Below are 19,756 nucleotides of genomic sequence, written 5' to 3'. Positions count from 1 at the left end.
TCTCTCCCCTTCCCCCGCTTTTCAAGCAAATGTGTTGCCATAACAAAAGAAATTTTCAGAATTCGCTTTATGTCTATTGTACAAATGAATGAGCATTCAGTCAATAATCTTTTTTTATTCTCATCACAAAAAACTTTTCCATGGCAGCCAAACAGCCTTTGAACACTCCTCCCACCTACGAGGGTGTCCCACCAGGATCAAGGCTCCCTGTTCTCATATAGACATGAAAAATCACTAAGAAACAATAGATTGTGTTTTGCTTAAGAAAAACGCCTTTTCGGTCAACCTTTTTCCTGGTTGGAGATGATAAAGGAGAAAGGCGGGATGTTCGCCGGCTCGGCAGTCGATCCAATCTTCTGTCAAAGTGACAAATAGGAAAGCTCCAACATTGTTTTCCATTGACCTTGCTATTTTTGCGCCTTCTCGGGCACATTAATACATACCGAATCGACACAGGAGGAGAAGATATGGCCGTCATTTTCGTCATTGCCATCGTATTGCTGCTTGTTTATCTTGATGACAAGCTTGGACAGCTCGCCTTCCGCAATGGGCGCAAAAAAGTCGTCTACCCGGAGCGGAGAAGCGATATCTCCCTCTATATCAACGGCAGACATTTATTTTCCGATTACTTCGCCGAACTGCACCGCGCCCGCGACCATATTCACGTCTTATTTTACATTATCAAAAATGACGAAACGAGCGCACCCTTTTTCCAAATTTTAAAGGAAAAAGCGGCTGCCGGCGTGAAAGTGCGAGTGTTGACCGATTGGGTCGGCAGCTTTGGTTTGCCGAAAGCGCTCATCCGTTCGCTCGAGGAAAGCGGGGTGGAGTTCGCCTATGCCCAAAAACCGCGTTTCCCGTTTTTCCTTTACCGCCTCAATCGCCGCAACCATCGAAAAATTACAGTCATCGACGGACAAGTCGGCTACATCGGCGGCTTTAACATCGGCCGCGAATACATCGGAAAAGACGCCAACTTCGGCGAATGGCGCGATTATCACTTGAAAGTAAACGGTGAAGGAGTCCACGACTTGCAGGAGCAGTTTTTGCATGACTGGGAAGAAGCGACGGGGCGGACGGTGCCTGACAAATCCCGTTATTTTCCGCCGCTTCCGGCCGGCTCTATTCGTCATCAGCTCGTCGCCACCAACGGCGCTGCCCTTGAAGAACAGTTTATCGAGGTCATCCGCCGGGCGAAAAACGAAATTATGATCGGCAGCCCATACTTTATTCCAAGCCGGCCGCTGTTTAACGAGCTGTTGCAAGCGCTTCGGCGCGGGGTGCGCGTAACGGTCCTTGTGCCGCTCAAAGCAGACCATTTATTTGTCAAAGAGGCCGCCTACCCGTACTTTTATCGACTCTTGAAAGCCGGTGCGCGTATTTATCGCTTTTACCAAGGATTTTACCATGCCAAAACACTCGTCGTCGATGAGGAGTGGTGCGACGTCGGCACAGCGAATTTTGATCGGCGCAGCTTGTTTTTGAACAGCGAGATCAACTGTTATGTGTTTGACCGCGCATTCACCCGTCTCGTCAAACGGGCGATTGAACGCGATTTGTTGCGCGCCGAGCCGCTGACGGTCGACTTTTGGCAAAAACGCTCGCTTCTTGACCGCGGCAAACAGTCGATTTCCCAGCTTATTTCCGCCTGGCTGTGACCGATTCGAAGCCCCATTCTCCCCCCAAACAACAGAGAAGACAAAAACCCCGGCCAGCGCTTGCGGCGGCTTGATGCTGCCAAAACTGCGCCAGCCGGGTTTTGTTCCCTGTTTGATCATGCAAGTGCCTACTTCCAAAGCACCATGAACCATTGAAACAGCCGCATGCCCAGATACACCCCGACGATGCCGGCGATGCCGGCCAACGCTGGGGGAGCCGGAATCGGCAAGCGAAACAGCGTAAACAAAAAGCCTACGATCATGCCTGTCAGAAGCGACAGCACGATTTCTTTCATGAGATTCGTCCTCCACTGTTGTTTTTCTTTAGAATGCCCAAAAAAGAGGGGGCGCTCTCCGCTCTCCCCCTCGTTCGTTTACATTTGTTCCGGCGCTGAGACGCCGATCAACGTCAATGCGTTTTTCAGTGTAATTTGCACCGCCTTGACAAGCGCGAGGCGGGCCTTTGTTTTTTCGAGGTTGTCAAGATCAAGCACTTTTTCCGCGTTGTAAAAACTATGGAGCGCGGAAGCCAAATCGAATGCATAGGCGGTGACGCGATGCGGCATCCGCTTGAGCGCCGCCTCGGCGACGACATCGGGGAAATCTCCGAGCACTTTCAACAGTTCGACCTCTTTTTCCGTCCCGACAAGATGGTGAAGGGCTAAATCGCCGTCATAGGAAATGTGTTGTTCCTCCGCTTGGCGAAGAATGCTGGAAACGCGGGCGTGCGCATATTGGACGTAGTAAACCGGGTTTTCATTCGACTGCGACACGGCCAAGTCCATGTCAAAATCCAAATGCGTATCGCCCGAGCGCATCGCAAAGAAATAACGGACGGCATCGACGCCGACTTCTTCCATGAGCTCGCGCATCGTCACCGCCTTGCCGGTGCGCTTGCTCATTTTGACGCGCTCGCCGTTTTGGTATAGGTTCACCATTTGAATGATCTCCACTTCGAGCGCCTCCGGATCGTAGCCGAGCGCAGCGATCGCCGCCTTCATGCGGGGAATGTAGCCGTGGTGGTCCGCTCCCCAAATGTTGATGAGCTTTTTGAACCCGCGCCGCAGCTTGTCTTGATGGTAGGCGATGTCCGGGAGCAAGTACGTATACGTACCGTCCTGTTTAATCAACACGCGGTCTTTGTCGTCCCCAAACGCCGTCGAACGGAACCATGTCGCCCCGTCCTGCTCGTAAATATAGCCGCGCTCGCGCAAAGTAGAAAGCGCTTCGTCGATTTTGCCGCTTTCATAGAGCGACGTTTCCGAATACCAGACGTCAAACGGCACGCGGAAGTCGGCCAAGTCTTTCTTGATTTTCTCAAGCTCATAGCGGAGCCCATAGTCGCGGAAAAAGGCAAGCCGCTCGTCTTCCTCCATTTCGACAAACCGGTCGCCGTACTCTTCGGCAAGCTTTTTGCCGATTTCGACGATATCGTCGCCGTAATAGCCGTCCTCCGGCAACGGCATATCGACACCGAGAGCCTGAAAATAACGGGCTTCGACCGATTTCGCCAAGTTGTAAATTTGCTTGCCGGCGTCATTGATGTAATATTCGCGCGTCACGTCGAACCCGGCTTTCGCTAAAATGTTGCAAAGCGAATCGCCAACCGCCGCGCCGCGGGCATGGCCTAAATGCAAATCGCCAGTCGGATTGGCGGAGACGAACTCGACTTGCACTTTTTCTCCGTTGCCGACATTCGACTCGCCATACGCTTGCCCCGCCTGCAAAATCGCCGGCACGACCGCCGTCAAATAGCGGTTGTCCATATAAAAGTTGATAAAGCCCGGCCCGGCAATCTCGACGCGCCCGACCGATATGCGCTCGCGGTCAAGCTGCCCGACAATGGCTTCGGCGATCGCCCGCGGCGGTTTTTTCGCGATGCGGGCGAGCTGCATGGCGATGTTCGTTGAGTAGTCGCCATGCGCCTTGTCGCGCGGCACCTCAAGCAGCACTTCCGGCAACTCATCGGCCGAAGCCAGTCCTGCTCTCACCGCCGCCTGGCGGATTTCTTCTTTCATCTTTTCCTTGAGTTGTCCGACAATGTTCACCGCTTATACCCCCTTAAATGTCAACGTCAACGTATGGCGCCCGCTCCGCTCATGCTCCAGCATCAGTTCATACGAGAGAAAGAGCTGCCCCTGTTTCCGTCTTTCGTCATATCGGAACTCGATCGCATCCGTTTTTGTCACCAGCGCCCACCGCCCGAACACCGTTTGATAATGGCCCGACCGCTCTTCGCGATGGCGGAACGTTTGCCGCATCTCGACCGCTCCGGAACGAAGAACGGTCACCTCGTCAGGCGCGATTTTCACAATGTTGTTCACCCGCCCGAGTTCGTTTTCTTCGGCAAACTGCAAATAAACGGTTTCCCCTTTTATGTAATACATCCCATCCGCCTCAAGCACAACCGTCTCTTGGCGCGGACCATCGCGAATGACAGCCACTTGGCGGAGGCGCACCGGGATGCCGTTTGTTTCCTTCATATCGATAAACACACCTTTGCGAACAAACAGTCATAATTTATAGTATAAAGAACTGTTCCACTCCATTCAAGAGGGGACAAACCCGATGGCAGATTTCCGCTCCAGTTGGCATAAAAAGGCTGTTATTACACTCTGTATGCTCATATTCCTGCATCTTTTGTCCCGCTAAAGAAAAAAGCGCCCTCGCCCGCTGGCGATTTAGGCGCTTTTTTCGATATTCACTTGGCCACCCAGCCCAGCAGCATTTCCCGAACAAGCTTGCTCGCTGTATTGGCGGTTTGTTCCGAATGGTCATAAATGGGTGCGACTTCCACCAAATCGGCGCCGACGACTCGCACGTCGGAGCGGGCGATCTCGTGAATGGCCGCCAACAGCTCTTTTGACGTAATGCCACCGGCATCGACCGTCCCAGTACCTGGGGCATGAGCGGGATCAAGCACATCGATGTCAATCGTCACATACACCGGGCGGCCGGCGAGCTTCGGCAACACGGAACGGAGCGGTTCAAGCACCTCAAACTTAGCGATGTACATGCCGTTTTCTTTCGCCCATTCGAACTCTTCTTTCATGCCGGAACGGATGCCGAACGAAAAGACATTCGTCGGGCCGATCAGGTCAGCGACCTTGCGGATCGGCGTCGCGTGCGACAACGGCTCGCCTTCGTAATGTTCGCGCAGGTCGGTATGCGCGTCCATATGAATGACGGCCACATCCGGATAATAGTCGTACACCGCTTTGATCACCGGCCAAGAGACAAGGTGTTCACCGCCAAGGCCGAGCGGAAATTTTCCAGCATCCAGCACTCTTCTAACAAACTGTTCAATCAGCTCCAAGCTGCGCGCCGCATTGCCAAACGGCAGCGGGATATCACCGGCGTCAAAGTAGCGAACGTCCTTGAGTTCGCGGTCCAAATACGGGCTGTATTCCTCAAGGCCGATCGACACTTCGCGGATGCGAGCCGGACCGAACCGCGAGCCGGGCCGGTAGCTGACCGTCCAGTCCATCGGCATTCCGTAAATGACGGCTTCGCTTTCTTCAAAATTCGGATGACTGCCGATAAACACGTTGCCCGAATAGGCTTCATCAAATCGCATCGCCTGCGCCCCCTTACTTCGTTAAATCCGCGACAAATTTCGGCAAGACAAAACACGCTTTGTGCAGCTCTTTCGTGTAATATTTCGTCTCAATGTCATGGAAACGGTCGCCGCTCACCGCAAGCGGGTCGTATTTTTTCGAGCCGAGCGTAAACGTCCAGAGCCCGCTCGGATACGTCGGAATGTTTGCTGTATACAAACGAGTGATCGGGAAAATTTCCTTCACGTCGCGATAAACCTTGCGGATCAAATCGGCTTTAAACCACGGATTGTCCGTTTGGGCGACGAAAATGCCGTCTTCCTTCAACGCGTTGGCGATGCCGGCATAAAACCCTTTTGTGAACAAGTTGACCGCCGGACCGACCGGTTCAGTCGAGTCAACCATGATGACGTCATACTCATTTTCGCTTTTCGCAATATGCATAAACCCGTCATCGACTTTTACTTCCACGCGTGGATCATCGAGTTTTCCGGCGATTTCTGGCAAATATTTTTTCGAGCATTCGATCACCTTGCCGTCGATTTCAACAAGCGTCGCCTTTTTGACGCTTGGATGCTTCAGCACTTCACGAATGACGCCGCCGTCGCCGCCGCCGACGACCAGTACGTTTTCCGGATGCGGGTGGGTAAACAACGGCACATGGGCAACCATTTCATGATAGACGAACTCGTCTTTTTGCGTCGTCATGACCATGCCGTCTAGAATGAGCATGTTGCCGAACTCCGCGGTTTCGACCATATCGAGCTTTTGAAACGGCGTTTGTTCTGTATGTAAAGTGCGGATGATGCGTGCCGTGATGCCGAAATGTTCCGTCTGCTTTTCGGTAAACCAAAGTTCCATCGATAACATCCTTTCTCCGAACGTTGCTTACTATAAACAAGTTTTCCTTGCCAACGAAAAACTAAACATGAAAAAGTATAGAGCAATCTAGCAAAAATGCAAGAGGAACAAGTTTAAAATAAAAAAAATTTTTTCATACTGGTAAGAAAAGAGGAAAACCTTTCCTGACCAAAGGGGTGGAAACAGGTCGGCGCATTCCCGCACGCCGGCCGCAAACCGTGCCAAATGGAACTGGGTAAGCCGCCATTGCGGCGATGTCCATATTTGACAGAAAGTCAAAACCGTCGAGGTGATGCGCAATGGAACCGATCCCGGGCAGCCGTTTTCGCGGCACGTGGAAATATGTGCGCGCCGCCGTCTTTATCGGCTTTTTTCTCGTCATCTTTGCCTTCGCCGGCCTCGGGAGCGTTGTGTTATTCGCAAAAATCGAAGGCGCCCCGCCGGTTGCCGTGCCGCAGACGACGATGTTTTATGCCGATGACGGCAGCAAAATTGGGGAAAGCCATTATGGACAGAAACGGTATTGGGTTCGTCTTCAGGATATTTCGTCTCATGTCATCAACGCTACGATTGCCGTCGAAGATCGAAAATTTTACCAACACCATGGATTTGATTTAAAAAGGCTGGCTGGTGCGATCATCGCTGATATTAAAGCGATGGCGAAAGTGCAAGGGGCAAGCACGATCACCCAGCAGTATGCGCGCAACTTGTTTTTGACGCATGAAAAAACGTGGTCGCGAAAAATCCAAGAAGCGCTTTACACAATCCGACTTGAAGCCAACTACAGCAAAGACAAAATCTTGGAAGGCTACTTAAATACGATTTATTACGGACACGGAGCTTACGGCATCGAAGCAGCAGCCCGCTACTATTTCGGCAAGCACGCGAGCGAGCTGACGCTCAGCGAGGCAGCGATGCTGGCCGGCATTCCGAAAGGGCCGTATTACTACTCACCGTTTGTCAATGAACAGCGGGCAAAAGCGCGGCAAAAAATCGTGCTCACCTCCATGGTGGAAGCTGGATACATCAGCCGCCAAGAAGCGGAGCAGGCATACCGCGACAAACTCGTCTACGCCCGGCACCGGGAGCAAGAGCAGCCGATCGCTCCGTATTTTCAAGATGTCGTCAAACAGCAATTGCGCACAAAACTCGGCCTTGATGAGCGGACGATCGAGCTTGGGGGGCTGCGCGTCTATACGACGCTCGATCCGCGTCTGCAACGGATTGCCGAAGAGCAAATCCGTCGCATCATTGATCCGCACTCTGCCATTCAAGCGGCGCTTGTCGCCATGGATCCACGCACCGGGGAAGTAAAGGCGCTCGTCGGTGGACGCAACTACCGAGAGAGCCCGTTCAACCGGGCGGTGCAGGCGGAACGCCAGCCAGGGTCGACATTTAAACCGTTTTTGTATTACGCGGCGATCGAGCAAGGTTTCACCCCATCGACCCAACTGCGCAGCGAGCTGACGACGTTTACGTTTGATGACGGCCGATCGTCGTACACCCCCCATAATTACAATGACTACTATGCCAATGGCCCGATCACGCTCGCTCAGGCGCTCGCCGTATCCGACAACGTCTTTGCGGTGAAAACGCTCCAGTTCATCGGCGTCGACAAACTCGTCAACACAGCGAAAGCGCTCGGCATCACAAGCAGATTGAAAGCTGTGCCTTCGTTGGCGCTCGGCACCTCGCCGGTGAAAGTGATCGACATGGTCGCCGCCTACAGCACCATCGCCAACTATGGCAAACGAAACGACCCGGTGTTCATTAAAAAAGTAGTCGACAGCGCCGGCAACGTGATCTACGAGCACCAACCGGCAAGCCGGCAAGTGCTGGACCGCGACGCGGCGTTTGTCACGACTCATTTAATGACCGGAATGTTCGACCCGAAGTTAAACGGCTATACCACCGTCACCGGGCAGTCGATCGCCGATGACATCACACGACCCTACGCCGGCAAGTCGGGAACGACAAAAACGGACAGTTGGATGATCGGGTTCGCCCCGCAACTTGTCGCCGGCGTCTGGACCGGCTACGACCGTGGGGAAACGATGGATCGTCCTGCCGAAAGGCAATACGCCAAGCAAATATGGGTTCACTTTATGGAACAAAGCCTCGCCGACGAGCCGAAACGGCCGTTCAAGCCCACGAAAGGGGTCATCGGCGTCTACATCGACCCGCAAAACGGCAAGCTGGCCACCGACGCTTGTCCGGTGAAACGAAAAACGTACTATCTCATCGGTACCGAACCGACTGACTATTGCACCGACCATCTGGAAAAGAAAAAGAAGAAAAAAGAAGACGGAAAAAGCTGGTTCGAGAAATGGTTCCCGTGGTTTTAAGCAAGAAAATCCCCTGCGCATGCACGCAGGGGATTTTCTTGTCCTAGTTTTCCTGTGTTATACATGTAGATTTAGTTTATCCCTTTTTCCAGACAAGAACAAGCCCTTGCACAAATATGTTCACAAAACCGTCACAATTCACCTTCAAGCCCTTTTTTCAGCTCATCGCTCGAACGGTTCCACATGTCGATGTCGTGCCCTTTCAAAAAGTCGGCGAGCACCCGTTTGGATTTCGCATCCATATGATCGACAATAATGTGCCGCTTCAGCGACTTATCGAGACGGTTCACATGTTCCGGCAATAGCTTATAGCCGCGGCGCGCCTCGCGGTCAACGGTCATTTCACACGCCGTCACCCCAGCGTAATACGGGCCGTCTTCGCGGCGTTCAATCGTCACCCAGACAATCCAATACGGCTTGCCGTTCGGCACGGCCGAACGGTCGGGCAAAAACTTAATGCCGCGCTCGACGGCGCTGCGCGCATGCATCGCCCCCATATCGACGAACGCTTCGCCCGCTTCGACGTCAATGATGACCGGCGACACGTTTTCTAAGCTCAACGCCCCAGCGCCAAAGCCGCGGTGCCCATCGGTGGGATCGTCTTTGATGATGTTAAAGCCGATATTTTTTTTCTTTTTTTGCTCCATTTCAGTTGTTCCTCCTTCCTACGTAAACAAGTTGGCAACGAATGACTGCAAATTTTCCAACACAAACGGCAGCGCCACTTGAAACACCGGCTCAATCGTATATCGGTCAAGCGGCGTCAGCACAAGGACTAGAAAAATCAACGCCCCGTAGCTTTCCCATTGCGTCATTTTCGCCCGCAGACCGTCGGGAGCCAAATCTTCGATGATCCGATACCCATCGAGCGGGGGAAATGGCAACAAATTAAACAAAAACAGCACCGCATTCAGGCCGATAAAAATTTGAAAAAACTGGTCAAACCCCGCAGCAAACCAATCCGGCAGCGCCCGCATGATGCCGAAATCGACCATCGCATACCAGGCGATGAACCCAAGGCCCGCCAGCACAAGGTTGCTGAGCGGCCCGGCAACCGAGACGAGAATGCCGGCAAGGCGCGGATTTTTAAAGTGGAAGCGGTTGACCGGCACCGGGCGCGCCCAGCCAAACCCCGCGAGAAAAATAAGCAAGGTGCCAAGCAAATCTAAATGGGCAAACGGGGACAACGTCAACCGCCCTTGGTTTTTCGCGGTCGGGTCGCCGAATTTGTAGGCGACGTACGCATGGGCGAATTCGTGCACGGAAAACGCTAACGCCAGCGTCAAGAGCACGTACGGAATTTCACTTAATGAATATGGCAAAAAATGTTCCACTTGATTAACTCCCTTTCCCCTATATTCACCATTTTTAGTATACATGATTTACCGGCAAAAGTGGACTGAACTTCCTCGTCACATGGTATAATAAGCGCGACAGCACTCGACAATCCAAATGGAGGGACGATCATGCCGTACGTGACAATCAAAATGCTTGCCGGCCGCACGGACGAGCAAAAGAAAGCGCTTGTTGAAAAAGTGACGGACGCCGTTGTGGAAACGACGGGAGCGAAAAAAGAGAGCGTTGTCGTGTTTATCGAGGAAATGACGAAAGACCATTATGCGATCGCTGGAAAGCGGCTGAGCGACACAGAGTGACATACGGACGGGGGCGTTTCATGCGCCCCCGTTGCATTTTGAAGTAAAAACGAATATTATTATAATTGTTCGTTTTTAGGAGGTGGCCCATGATTCGTTTCGCAGAGAAACAGGCTGACCGCAAGACGGAAGTGCTCGCCGGTTTGACCACGTTCCTCACGATGGTGTACATCATCGTCGTCAACCCGGTCATCTTGTCGGACGCCGGCGTCCCGTTTGAACAGGCGTTTACAGCCACCGTCATCGCCACGGTGATCGGCACGCTGTGGATGGCGGTTTTCGCCAACTATCCGATCGCCATCGCTCCTGGCATGGGTCTTAACGCCTATTTCGCCTATTCCGTCGTCGGCTCGCACGACGACATTTCGTACGGAACCGCGTTTTCCGCCGTGTTTGTCGCCGGGGTGCTGTTTTTGTTACTGTCGCTCACCCCGCTCCGCAGCAAGCTGATTGAAGTGATTCCCGACAGCTTAAAGCACGGCATCACCGCCGGCATCGGGCTGTTTATCGCCTTCATCGGCCTGCGGCTGACCGGGATCATCCAAGCCCACCCGCAAAATTTGGTGGCACTTGGCGACTTGCATGCCCCATCCGCCGTGTTGACACTTGTCGGCCTCGCCGTCACGCTCGTTCTTATGATGCGCGGCGTCAACGGAGCGCTCTTTTACGGCATGGTCATCACCGGGATCATCGCCTATGCGACCGGGCAACTTCACTTTGACAAAGGCATTGTGTCGCTGCCGTCGCTGCCGGACGGGTTGGTCGTTGCCAATCCGTTTGCGGCCGTTGGGGATGTGATCAGCCATCATTTGTACGCCGTCGTCTTCTCTTTTTTGCTTGTCACGCTGTTTGATACGACCGGCACAATGATCGGCATCGCCGAGCAAGCCGGGCTGATGAAAGGGAACACGCTGCCGCGCGCCCGCGAAGCGCTCTTGGCTGACTCGGTCGCGACTACGGTCGGGGCCATGCTTGGCACGAGCCCAACGTCAGCGTACATCGAGTCGTCCACGGGTGTCGCTGCCGGCGGACGGACCGGATGGACGGCGCTCACCGTCGCTGTCCTGTTTGTCATCGCCGCCTTTTTCAGCCCGCTGGTCGGCGCGGTCGCCGGGTTATCGGCCATCACCGCCCCGGCGCTCATCATCGTCGGCAGCTTGATGATCAGCAGCATCGCTCATATTTCGTGGCATCAGCTCGATGAGGCGTTCCCGGCCTTTCTCATCATCTTAAGCATGCCGCTCACCTCAAGCATCGCGACCGGCATCGCGCTCGGCTTCGTCTCGTACCCGCTCTTAAAAATCGCCCGCGGCCGCTGGCGCGATGTGCCGTTGCTGCTGTACGTGCTTGCGGTGCTGTTCTTTTTGCAGCTGGCGTTTTTGCCGCATTAAAACGAAGAACGGTTTGACCCAAGAGGGGAAATTGCCCCTTAAACCAAGCACAACATATTGTTTCTTATCGATCATTTGGCTGCTATCGACGATAATAAGAAAGGGGGGCCCGCGCTTTGTGGGACACCCTCATGTCGTCTATGGGCAACTGATGATACGTTGAGGAAACTTTTTCCGCCCGCCTACACACAAGCGCTCTTGCGGCATCGGCTGCGCAGCGCATCAATATACGCATACGCCTCTTCGATCTCTTCCTCCGTGTAGCGCTGCTTGCTTTTTACGACGGCGATTTTCTCTTTTACTTCCTCTTTCGACAAATGTTCAAAATAGAGCACCGTGGAAACCAGTTCCAAGAAGCGCGCGTTTTGTCCGTTCATCGCCTGCATGCATTCGTCAAGACCCGGCATGTCCCAGTCGTAATGGCGCAAAAACTGCTCGCCCGCCTCTGTGAGCGTATAGCGGTATTGTACATAGCCGCTTTTTTTCTCTTTTGCCTCGTGCAAAAAGCCGAGCGCGCACAGCTCTTCAATGCGGCATGTCAGCTCCTCGGAATACGGGCCATAAAAGTGGAAATCGAATTTCTCGTAAAACGGAAAGTCGAGCTTTTTCGCGATATAAATCATTTTTTGCAACTTTTTGCGGCCGGCAATTTCCCCGGCGGCCGCCAGCGCCTTCATCACTTTCGCATGCTCCGTCAACACCCTCCGTCATCTCCTAACCCTTTAAAATTTCGATAATCTTTTTCTTCACCGTTCGCTTGGTTGACAAGTCTTCAAGGAAATCAGCAGGGAAATAGAGCTTATGGTTGGTGCGCCGCTTGCCGGAAATGGCGTCAACGAGCACCGATTCGCGCGACAGCTCGCGCAGTTCCCCATTCGGCATCAACAAATAGATCGGCAAGCGCTCGCCTTCCTCTCCCGGCCGGTAAAAATCGTACGGCAAATCGGATGACGAATCGACGACCAAGTAGTAGTCCGGGTCGATGCCTGCTTTTTTAAACAACCCCGTCAGCTCAATCAGCTTTGCCATTTGCTCGTTCGTCGGATGGAATTCGGTATATTTGAACAGGCGGCGGCGGACAAACCGCTGGCACAGGTCGCTTAAAATCGGATCCCGTTCGTATTGCCATTGTTGGAAGTAAAACAAGATGATCGCCTCATCAAGCGCTAAATAATCGCCAAGCGGCACATTTCCCGCAAAGAACGATAAAAAGTGAGCCGGCTTCGTTTGAAAACGATACCCCTCTTCATACAGCTTTTTCGCCCGATGCAAAATTTTCGTCAAAATGACTTCCGCACTGCGCGTCACGGGATGAAAGTACACTTGCCAGTACATTTGGTAGCGGCTCATGATGTAATCCTCAACCGCATGCATGCCGCTCCGTTTGATGACAACCTGGTCTTCGCGCGGGCGCATGACGCGCAAAATGCGCTCCATGTCAAAGTAGCCGTAGCTGACGCCGGTGTAGTAGGCATCGCGCAACAAATAATCCATCCGGTCGGCGTCAATTTGGCTCGAGATGAGGCTCACGACGAGCTTGTTCGGGTACGTCTTGGCGATCACTTCCGCCACTTTTTGCGGAAAATCGTCGCCCACTTCGCGCAAGGCGGCGTTCACTTCTGTATCGCCTAAAATGATCGCCTGTGTAAAATCTTCGTGGTCGAGACGAAACACTTTTTCAAATGAGTGGGAAAACGGGCCATGTCCTAAATCATGCAACAACGCCGCGCATAGACAAAGAAGGCGCTCGCTATGGTCCCAATGGTCGCGGCCGACAAACACGTCATCAATGATGCGGCGAATGATTTCGTAAACGCCGAGCGAATGGTTGAATCGGCTGTGCTCGGCGCCGTGGAACGTCAAATATGTCGTGCCAAGCTGCTTGATGCGGCGGAGGCGCTGAAATTCCTTTGTGCCGATCAAATCCCAAATCACTTTGTCGCGAACATGTATGTATCGATGCACCGGATCTTTAAACACTTTTTCTTCGTCAAGCTGTCCGCCGGAATACATCGCATCCTCCTCTTCCGTCTCCAACATACATCTATTATACGCCGTTTCTTGCGGCAAAGAAATAGTTGACTTTTTTCTCCGTCTTTCTCCATTATTGACGAAAAATACAAAAAATCACCTTCTTCCGGCAAAGAAGGTGATCGCTTACCGCTTTTTCAACCTTTCCGCAATTTTATCAATCAGTTCGTCTTCCGTCAGCGCCGCCACCGGGCGGTTATTGACGAAGGCGAACGTTTTTTTTCGCCCCGGGCCGCAATACGACTGGCAACCAATTTTGATGACCGCATCTGGATCAAGTTTTTTCAGGCGCGGAATCAATGTTTTTAAATTGGGCGCCTTGCAGTCGTCGCAAACGCGAAACTCATTCGCCATCATTCGTCATTCCTTTCTGTGGCGTTTGCTTTGTGTATTCTACCGTTTTCGCGGGAAAATTGCAAGTTGGCATGCTTTCACTCTGGAAATTTGCGAATCCTGTAAACTTGCAACGTATAATATTTTGTTTTTTTGCCCATCCTTTTACTAGCATGGGAAAAAGGAGTGGAGACCGATGAAGCAACGACAAGACGCTTGGACAGAAGAAGATGATTTATTGTTGGCGGAAACGGTATTGCGCCATGTGCGTGAAGGGAGCACCCAGCTCAATGCGTTTGAAGAAGTCGGCGACAAGTTAAACCGGACATCGGCTGCCTGCGGCTTCCGCTGGAATGCCGTCGTCCGCCATCGATATGAAGAGGCGCTTCAGCTGGCGAAAATGCAACGGAAAGAGCGGATGCGGCTGTTGGCCAAACAAGGCGGCGCGAAAAAACGGCGCTTGTATGAGCCGCCGATGCCATCTTTCGAAGAGCTTGGCGAAGTGATGCAGCTGCCAGCCGTCGTCCCATCCTCTCCCCCGCAGCAAGTGACGCTGGATCAAGTGATCGCGTTCTTAAAAACGTTCCAATCCCATGAACGGAAACGGGAGGCACTGATCAAAGAAAACGAGCGGCTGCACCGCGAGATTGAAGAACTAAAGCAAAAAAATAAAGAGCTTGAAGAAAAAGTTGCAAAATTACAAGAAAATTCGTCGACTGTCCAAGAAGATTTTGAGACGCTCGTGAAAATCATCAACCGGGCGCGCAAAATGGTATTAAAAGAGGAAGAAGAACGGGGGCTGACCTTCCGCATGGACCCGAACGGAAACTTAGAGAAAATCGCGGAATAACAAAAAAGGATGTCGGGTGAAAAACCAGGCATCCTTTTTTGTTGGCGAACATCCATCATTCGCGCCAAGAAGGGCAGGACATCGCTCACGGTCAGCAGCGGCGAAGCACCCCCAGCAGCCAAAAGGGAAAGGGTCTTTATGGGTTGACATCTCTCATCGGTTCTCCTGGAGACACGTTGGCATTTCGTTCGACGATGCGCGCCCAATATCTTTCATACCAATTCCATTCGCCGCCCTCGAGGGCAGATGAATATAGCTCGCTGCCAAACGACTGCAGCGTGCGCCAAAGGGCGACAAGCAGCTCATCGATCGACAACTCGCGGCCGAGAAGCTCAGACAGCGACGCCATAACAGCTGGGACAACATCGGGGTAGGCGAATTTCGTTTTTTCCCCTTGGCGGCCAAGCTCATAAAAGCGGCGAATCAGCTCAGCCCGCGCGGCTCCGCTCCCGTTGACGCAAAGGTAGATTTGCACGGCAACGCCGCCTCGCACCCGACGCTGTGAAATGCCGGCAAATTTTTTGCCGTCAATGCTCAAGTCATAGTTCCCTGGACAATACGAACCGACGATTTCCCCCGCCTCAACGCGGGCGCCGTATAAAGCAAGCATGGCGGCCATGAGCGCGTACATCGCCTCATACCCTTGCTCGATAGCAATCGTGTTTTTCGTTTCCGGAAAAATGAGCGAAATATTCAACACCCCGCTGTCAAGGACAACGGCCAACCCGCCGGAATTGCGGACAACAACGCGGTACCCTTCCTCGCGCAAAAACGAAACGGCCTCATCGATGTACGGAAGCTTTGTATCCGCGACGCCTAAGACGACGGTATTCTCATGAACCCATGTACGGACAACCGTATCCGACAGCCCCGCCCCCACTGCAGTGCACAACGCATCATCGATGGCAAACGATTGTTTCGCATCAAACAGCGGACCGAAATGCGACTGATCGATGACCCGCCATTTCGGCTGCCGCAGCAATTCATGGCTCATCGCGAGCAACTCCTTGCATAGATCATTCCAACGCTATTCATTATAACATAAATCGCCGTTAACGAATGGCGCAAAAGGGACGAGGGGCGCATGCCTCTCGTTTTGATCCAGCGGCAGCCCCGTCACTCCCCAAGCGACTGGGCGGCGGTGATGAGCGCGAGCTTGTAGGCGTCTTCCGCGCTGCAACCGCGCGATAGGTCGTTCACCGGTTTGTTCAGCCCCTGCAAAATCGGGCCGACCGCCTCAAAGCCGCCGAGGCGCTGGGCGATTTTGTAGCCGATGTTGCCCGCCTCAAGGCTCGGGAAAATAAAGACATTTGCGTCCCCTTGAATGGGGGAATCGGGCGCTTTCTTTTTCGCCACTTCTGGCACAAAGGCGGCGTCAAATTGAAACTCACCGTCAAGGATTAGGTCCGGCGCCATTTCTTTCGCCAACCGCACTGCTTCAACGACTTTTTCCGTCTCCGGCGACGAGGCCGACCCTTTAGTGGAAAAACTTAACATCGCCACGCGCGGTTGAAGGCCGAACATTTTCGCCGTCTGAGCGCTCTCGAGTGCGATTTCCGCCAAATCTTGGCTGTTGGGCGCGATGTTGATGGCGCAATCGGCAAACACATATTTTTCCTCACCGCGCACCATGATGAACACGCCGGATGTTTTGCGGATGCCTGGCTTCGTCTTAATGATTTGCAATGCGGGTCGGACGGTGTCGGCCGTCGAGTGGGCCGCCCCGCTGACGAGGCCATCTGCGAACCCTGTATAAACAAGCATGGTTCCAAAATAGTTTTCATCGAGAAGAAGTTCACGTGCCGCTTCTTCGGTCACTTTCCCTTTGCGCCGCTCCACAAATGCCGAAACGAGCTCATCAAATCCGCCATAGCGGCGTGGATTGATAATCTCCACCCCTTCAAGCGGCAAACCAAGCGCCGCTGCTTTCACCCGTACGGCTTGCTCATCGCCGAGGACGATCGGCTGAAGCACTTGCTCTGTCGCCAAACGGCTCGCCGCCGTCAAAATGCGATCGTCCGTTCCTTCGGGGAACACGATTTTCCGTCCCATGCCAGCAACTTTCGTTTTTAATGCCGTAAATAAATCATTTGCCACCAGTTACGCCTCCTTCATTATTGCGGCTGGCGTTTTCCCTCGCAAGGCACGCCATCCCTTTTCCTACTCTATTAAGCATACCTCTTTTATAGGGAAACGCAACGCAGGTAAGCCCTTCCAACCAATAATTCATCTTTTGTAACTATTCTGTACATTTTGATCCCGTACGCCAATATCAGCGTTTTTGGGCAAACTATGGTATAGTGATAGTGGACATACTCGATCTCATAAGGAGTGAAGATGATGAGTGAAGCGGCCCAAACGTTGGACGGTTGGTATTGTTTGCACGATTTCCGCACGATCGACTGGAGCGCATGGAAAACGTTGCCGAGCGAAGAGCGCGAGGCAGCGATCAGTGAGTTTTTGGCGCTTGTCGACCAATGGGAGACGACGGAAAGCGAGAAGCAAGGAAGCCATGCTGTCTACACGATCGTCGGACAAAAAGCGGACATTCTGTTCATGATTTTGCGTCCGACGCTGGATGAGTTGCATGAAATCGAAACAGCGCTTAACAAAACGAAACTCGCTGACTATTTGCTACCTGCGTACTCGTACGTTTCGGTCGTGGAGTTAAGCAACTACTTGGCGTCCGGCAGCGAAGATCCGTACCAAATTCCAGAAGTGCGCCGCCGTCTGTACCCCATTTTGCCGAAAACGAACTATATTTGCTTCTACCCGATGGATAAACGGCGCCAAGGCCAAGACAACTGGTACATGCTCTCGATGGAAGAGCGGCGCGAACTGATGCGCGCCCACGGCATGACCGGCCGAAAATACGCCGGAAAAGTGACGCAAATCATCACCGGCTCCGTCGGCTTGGATGATTTCGAATGGGGCGTCACCTTGTTTTCGGATGATGCGCTCCAGTTCAAAAAGCTCGTTTATGAAATGCGCTTTGACGAAGTAAGCGCCCGTTTTGGCGAGTTTGGCTCCTTTTTCGTCGGCACCCGCCTGTCAGCGGAAAAAGTGCCTTCTTTCCTCCATGTATGAAGCAAAGCCCCGAACGATACGGGGCTTTGCTTCGTTTTCGCTGCTTTTTTGGACAATCATCCGCTTTCTGTCATATGCAGCCTGATTCCCCCATACACATAAAAACAGAAAATCTTTTCAGAAACATTCTGTTCGTGTGTCACCATTTTCTCGTTCCACCAATAGCCTATTACTGTCGAAATTCACAACGACTGAGGTGACGATATGGGTCAGATCGCTCCCTCCATTGTAGCCCACACAGAAGAGGAAGTAAAGTTGCTGGCTCGGCTCATGCGAGCGGAAGCGGAAGGAGACGGGCGGCTTGGGATGCTCATGGTCGGCAACGTCGGCGTCAACCGCGTCATCGCCAACTGCCTTGACTTCCGCGGCATCCGCTCCATCCGGCAAATGGTGTTCCAAAGCCCGGGCGGCTTTGAGGCGGTGCAAAAAGGGTACTTTTACCAACGGGCGCGCGAAGTGGATATCGGACTAGCCCGCCAAGTGCTCCGCGGTTGGCGCTACCACCCAGCGACAAACGCCCTTTGGTTTTTTAAGCCGCCTGAAGGCGAGCCTTGCCCGCCGCAATGGTTCAACCAATGGAACGTCGGCCGCTACAAATCGCATTGCTTCTTCGCGCCGACTCCATCCGATTGTCCGCGCGTTTACTAACTTTTCATATGAGGAGGTTTTTTTATGTCCAACCATACAGAAAACAATTTCTATCCGCTTGATGAGAAACAGCAATACCATTACCATGCACCGTTCGACCCGGAGCGGCAACAACCGTATGCAGCTTATCCGTACGGCTACCCGTATCCGCAGCCATACTATCCGGCGGCGTACCCGTATTCCTACTATCCGCAAGCGGCGGCCGCCCCGACGATGACGCCGACAACAACCGCCCCGACGTTCGGTTTGCAGGCGCCGACGTTTGCCGCCCCGACGCCGACACCGACCACCGCCGGTCCGACAATTCCGGGGATGCTGCCGATCGAAGAGTCGTACATCGAAAACATTTTGCGGCTAAACAAAGGAAAAGTCGCCACTATCTATGCGACGTTTGAAAACAACCGCGAGTGGAATGCGAAAGTGTTCCGCGGCGTCATTGAAGCGGCCGGGCGCGACCATGTCATTTTAAGCGACCCGCAAACGGGAACACGCTATTTGATCCCGATGATTTACCTCGATTACGTCACATTTGAAGGCGAAATCGCCTACGAATATCCGTTTGCCGGCGCCTCCGCCACGCCGCTCGCCTCCTATTCGCCGCGCTAAGTGCAAGCGCAAAACCGATGTTCGATGAGCAGAGAGGGTGTCCCAAAAACTCGGGACACCCTCTCTTATTACCGTATATAGCAGCAAAATGATCGATAAGAAACAATATATTGTGTTTGGTTTAAGGAGCATTACCCTCTTGGAAGCCCCTCTCTTCTTTATTTCATCTGATGTGACGACCATCACATATTGCCGACGTCCAGTTGTATATCATGATGGCAAATGAACCAAAAGAGGTGCCTTCTATGATTGGGACAGCGCGTGCTTTCCTGTTCGGAGTACACCTTGCCCCGTGCTCCGTTTACAGCCATTTCAACGCCGCATAACCAATCATCACCCAAGCGACCAAAAAAGCAACGCCGCCAAACGGAGTGATCGCGCCAAGCGGCTTAATCTGCGTTACACTTAATACGTACAAACTCCCAGAAAACAACACAATGCCGGCGAACATCACCCAGCCCGCTGCACCGATCAACCCGACATTTGGCGCTTTGCCAAGCAGCAGTCCAACGATCAGTAGCCCGGCCGCATGAAACATCTGATATTGCACCGCCGTTTTCCAAATCTCCAAATAACGATCCGGAATTTTCCCTTCCAACCCGTGTGCGCCAAACGCCCCCAACGCCACAGCCAAAAACGCATTGAGCGCGCCGAGAAGGACGAATGTTTTCATAGCTGTCCCACCTTTCTAAATGGAAGATTGTTTTCCCTCACTCCATTATATAATGGGAATG

Annotated in this window: 21 protein-coding genes; 8 read left to right on the top strand and 13 right to left on the bottom strand. The window is 52.9% G+C overall.

Annotation, left to right across the window (positions count from 1 at the left end):
• Positions 1–467 precede the first annotated feature (467 nt).
• Positions 468–1,658, top strand: coding sequence for a cardiolipin synthase (gene cls, locus N685_RS0105680; protein WP_031406598.1), 1,191 nt, complete (start codon positions 468–470; stop codon positions 1,656–1,658).
• Positions 1,659–1,786: 128 nt separating this feature from the next.
• On the opposite strand, the gene N685_RS18280 is transcribed toward cls, so the two are convergent.
• From N685_RS18280 to speE, 5 genes are all read right to left on the bottom strand, one after another.
• Complete coding sequence (locus tag N685_RS18280; RefSeq protein WP_033842312.1) at positions 1,787–1,954, bottom strand: XapX domain-containing protein; 168 nt, start codon at positions 1,952–1,954, stop codon at positions 1,787–1,789.
• A gap of 78 nt (positions 1,955–2,032) precedes the next feature.
• Entirely contained in the window at positions 2,033–3,706 is a 1,674-nt protein-coding gene (gene argS / locus N685_RS0105670) for an arginine--tRNA ligase (protein WP_031406597.1), read from the bottom strand.
• Between the two features lie 3 nt (positions 3,707–3,709).
• Positions 3,710–4,141, bottom strand: coding sequence for a DUF1934 domain-containing protein (locus N685_RS0105665; protein ID WP_031406595.1), 432 nt, complete (start codon positions 4,139–4,141; stop codon positions 3,710–3,712).
• A gap of 218 nt (positions 4,142–4,359) precedes the next feature.
• Positions 4,360–5,235, bottom strand: coding sequence for an agmatinase (gene speB, locus N685_RS0105660; RefSeq protein ID WP_031406593.1), 876 nt, complete (start codon positions 5,233–5,235; stop codon positions 4,360–4,362).
• 13 nt (positions 5,236–5,248) lie between these two features.
• Positions 5,249–6,076, bottom strand: a complete 828-nt coding sequence (speE, locus tag N685_RS0105655; RefSeq protein ID WP_031406590.1) for a polyamine aminopropyltransferase — start codon at positions 6,074–6,076, stop codon at positions 5,249–5,251.
• A 299-nt stretch (positions 6,077–6,375) separates the two neighbouring features.
• On the opposite strand from speE, the gene N685_RS0105650 reads away from it, so the two are divergent.
• Positions 6,376–8,421 carry a transglycosylase domain-containing protein gene (locus N685_RS0105650; protein WP_031406588.1) on the top strand — a complete coding sequence of 682 codons (2,046 nt, stop codon included), beginning with the start codon at positions 6,376–6,378 and terminating at the stop codon, positions 8,419–8,421.
• A gap of 131 nt (positions 8,422–8,552) precedes the next feature.
• Here N685_RS0105650 and N685_RS0105645 read toward each other — a convergent pair whose 3' ends face one another.
• Both N685_RS0105645 and N685_RS0105640 read right to left on the bottom strand, forming a co-directional pair.
• On the bottom strand, positions 8,553–9,068 hold the full coding sequence (locus N685_RS0105645; RefSeq protein WP_031406586.1) for a YwhD family protein: 516 nt from the start codon (positions 9,066–9,068) through the stop codon (positions 8,553–8,555).
• 18 nt (positions 9,069–9,086) lie between these two features.
• A complete protein-coding gene (locus N685_RS0105640) occupies positions 9,087–9,755 on the bottom strand; it encodes a site-2 protease family protein (RefSeq protein ID WP_031406585.1) in 669 nt (222 codons plus the stop codon).
• 132 nt (positions 9,756–9,887) lie between these two features.
• On the opposite strand from N685_RS0105640, the gene N685_RS0105635 reads away from it, so the two are divergent.
• Together N685_RS0105635 and N685_RS0105630 are read left to right on the top strand one after the other, a co-directional pair.
• Positions 9,888–10,076, top strand: coding sequence for a 2-hydroxymuconate tautomerase (locus N685_RS0105635; protein WP_031406583.1), 189 nt, complete (start codon positions 9,888–9,890; stop codon positions 10,074–10,076).
• A gap of 89 nt (positions 10,077–10,165) precedes the next feature.
• Positions 10,166–11,467 carry an NCS2 family permease gene (locus N685_RS0105630; protein ID WP_031406581.1) on the top strand — a complete coding sequence of 434 codons (1,302 nt, stop codon included), beginning with the start codon at positions 10,166–10,168 and terminating at the stop codon, positions 11,465–11,467.
• Positions 11,468–11,649: 182 nt separating this feature from the next.
• On the opposite strand, the gene N685_RS0105625 is transcribed toward N685_RS0105630, so the two are convergent.
• From N685_RS0105625 to N685_RS0105615, 3 genes are all read right to left on the bottom strand, one after another.
• The gene (locus tag N685_RS0105625; RefSeq protein WP_031406579.1) at positions 11,650–12,168 is read right to left on the bottom strand and encodes a YwgA family protein; all 519 of its coding nucleotides are present in this window, start codon (positions 12,166–12,168) and stop codon (positions 11,650–11,652) included.
• Between the two features lie 13 nt (positions 12,169–12,181).
• Positions 12,182–13,480, bottom strand: a complete 1,299-nt coding sequence (locus tag N685_RS0105620) for an HD domain-containing protein (protein ID WP_031406577.1) — start codon at positions 13,478–13,480, stop codon at positions 12,182–12,184.
• Between the two features lie 144 nt (positions 13,481–13,624).
• Entirely contained in the window at positions 13,625–13,852 is a 228-nt protein-coding gene (locus tag N685_RS0105615) for a DUF1450 domain-containing protein (RefSeq protein ID WP_011232879.1), read from the bottom strand.
• A 175-nt stretch (positions 13,853–14,027) separates the two neighbouring features.
• On the opposite strand from N685_RS0105615, the gene N685_RS0105610 reads away from it, so the two are divergent.
• Positions 14,028–14,681, top strand: coding sequence for an RsfA family transcriptional regulator (locus tag N685_RS0105610; protein ID WP_031406575.1), 654 nt, complete (start codon positions 14,028–14,030; stop codon positions 14,679–14,681).
• Between the two features lie 136 nt (positions 14,682–14,817).
• Here N685_RS0105610 and N685_RS0105605 read toward each other — a convergent pair whose 3' ends face one another.
• Both N685_RS0105605 and pta read right to left on the bottom strand, forming a co-directional pair.
• A complete protein-coding gene (locus N685_RS0105605; protein ID WP_031406573.1) occupies positions 14,818–15,675 on the bottom strand; it encodes a lipoate--protein ligase family protein in 858 nt (285 codons plus the stop codon).
• A 122-nt stretch (positions 15,676–15,797) separates the two neighbouring features.
• On the bottom strand, positions 15,798–16,778 hold the full coding sequence (pta, locus tag N685_RS0105600) for a phosphate acetyltransferase (RefSeq protein ID WP_031406571.1): 981 nt from the start codon (positions 16,776–16,778) through the stop codon (positions 15,798–15,800).
• Positions 16,779–17,021: 243 nt separating this feature from the next.
• Between pta and hemQ the strand changes: the two genes are divergently transcribed.
• The 3 genes from hemQ to gerQ all read left to right on the top strand — a co-directional run bounded on the left by hemQ (position 17,022) and on the right by gerQ (position 19,022).
• Positions 17,022–17,768, top strand: coding sequence for a hydrogen peroxide-dependent heme synthase (gene hemQ, locus N685_RS0105595; protein WP_031406569.1), 747 nt, complete (start codon positions 17,022–17,024; stop codon positions 17,766–17,768).
• Positions 17,769–17,972: 204 nt separating this feature from the next.
• Positions 17,973–18,416 carry a cell wall hydrolase gene (locus tag N685_RS0105590; protein WP_031406567.1) on the top strand — a complete coding sequence of 148 codons (444 nt, stop codon included), beginning with the start codon at positions 17,973–17,975 and terminating at the stop codon, positions 18,414–18,416.
• A 24-nt stretch (positions 18,417–18,440) separates the two neighbouring features.
• The gene (gene gerQ, locus N685_RS0105585) at positions 18,441–19,022 is read left to right on the top strand and encodes a spore coat protein GerQ (RefSeq protein ID WP_031406565.1); all 582 of its coding nucleotides are present in this window, start codon (positions 18,441–18,443) and stop codon (positions 19,020–19,022) included.
• A gap of 301 nt (positions 19,023–19,323) precedes the next feature.
• Here gerQ and N685_RS0105580 read toward each other — a convergent pair whose 3' ends face one another.
• Positions 19,324–19,695, bottom strand: a complete 372-nt coding sequence (locus N685_RS0105580) for a DUF423 domain-containing protein (protein ID WP_031406563.1) — start codon at positions 19,693–19,695, stop codon at positions 19,324–19,326.
• Positions 19,696–19,756: the final 61 nt, after the last annotated feature.

The organism is Geobacillus vulcani PSS1 (genome assembly GCF_000733845.1).
Lineage (GTDB): Bacteria > Bacillota > Bacilli > Bacillales > Anoxybacillaceae > Geobacillus > Geobacillus vulcani.
The sequence above is the reverse complement of the archived record's forward strand: the minus strand, read 5'-3'. Positions and strand labels throughout refer to the sequence as shown.